Raw genomic sequence first — 1,144 nt, 5'->3', positions numbered from 1 at the left:
CTCCCTTAAAATTATTTGCTTTTTTTGCTAATTACAATTATTAAATCATAGCTTAATTACTATTGTTTAGTTCTTCTATTTAGAGTTATTCAAACAGAATATTGGTAAACACTTATTAAAAAACAATAAAGTAGATATCAAATAAATTACAAAAACATTGAAAACAATAACCACATTGTTTTCAGTGGTAATCGCCAATGCACGAATTAGAAATACTAAAACTAAAACGCCAATGATTATCAATATTGACCATTTACAAAAGCAGGTTGATTTAACAAAAACAATTAAAAATCATTATTGTAATTCTATAATTTATGAATTGTAACAAAATAGCAGAAATAATCAAGTTAAATTTTAAAAAATTAAAAATGAAAACATTAATTATCGTACTAAGCGTATTCTTAGCAGTAAATTCATTGGCGAAAGCTCAAGAGGTCCCACAACCTCCACAAAAGGAAGCTCAAAAAGCAACTTACACTTGCCCTATGCATCCTAATGAGGTGAGTTCAGATCCTGGAAAATGTACCAAATGTGGTATGGAAATGGTAAAAACTACCGAAAAAAAATATAAACATGCTGTAAAGGGAAGCCAGGCAGGAGTTGAAATTGTGACTAAATACGTTTGTAAAATGGATAGTACAACTTCTGACAAACCAGGAAAATGCCCTAAATGTGGTATGGAAATGATTAAAAAAGAAGGCGACAAAAAATAATCCCGTCGCATAAATTTTAAATTCCCTTTAGTTTAATTCAATGCGCATCGTACCAATTATGACGGTGCGCTTTTAATTATAATTAAAAAGGATAGTGATGTTCCAAAATAAAAGGGTAATTACCAAATTTAAATAATACCATTTTTAACAATTTAATAAAATAAAATGAAATACATAATTCTTTCAGCCCTAGCGATCACATTAATGATGGTTTCCTGTAACCAAAAAAACGAACAAGTCAAAACAACTAATTCAGAAACAACCGAAAACTCTTCGCAGCTTTATGCCTGTCCTATGCATCCCGAAATTACGGGAAAGAAAGGCGACAAATGCCCTAAATGTGGAATGGAATTAACAGAACCTGTAGTACAATCAACAAAGTCAACTTCAAATACTCCAACCGATGTAACAGCTGAATCAACCGCAGCACC

Annotated in this window: 2 protein-coding genes; both read left to right on the top strand. The window is 31.0% G+C overall.

Annotated features, from left to right (window positions below):
* Positions 1-368 precede the first annotated feature (368 nt).
* Entirely contained in the window at positions 369-713 is a 345-nt protein-coding gene (locus tag FNW07_RS13685; protein ID WP_144265654.1) for a heavy metal-binding domain-containing protein, read from the top strand.
* 165 nt (positions 714-878) lie between these two features.
* Positions 879-1,144 (top strand): heavy metal-binding domain-containing protein (locus FNW07_RS13910; protein WP_305069004.1); only part of this gene is annotated, 266 nt, incomplete at its 3' end.

Origin of the sequence: Flavobacterium sp. GT3R68 (assembly GCF_007109225.1) — a bacterium.
Classification (GTDB): Bacteria; Bacteroidota; Bacteroidia; order Flavobacteriales; family Flavobacteriaceae; genus Flavobacterium.
The sequence above is the reverse complement of the archived record's forward strand: the minus strand, read 5'-3'. Positions and strand labels throughout refer to the sequence as shown.

Bases quoted from the DNA above. Each gene is read 5' to 3' on its own strand.
- FNW07_RS13685 (WP_144265654.1), top strand. From the start codon at position 369: ATGAAAACATTAATTATCGTACTAAGCGTATTCTTAGCAGTAAATTCA.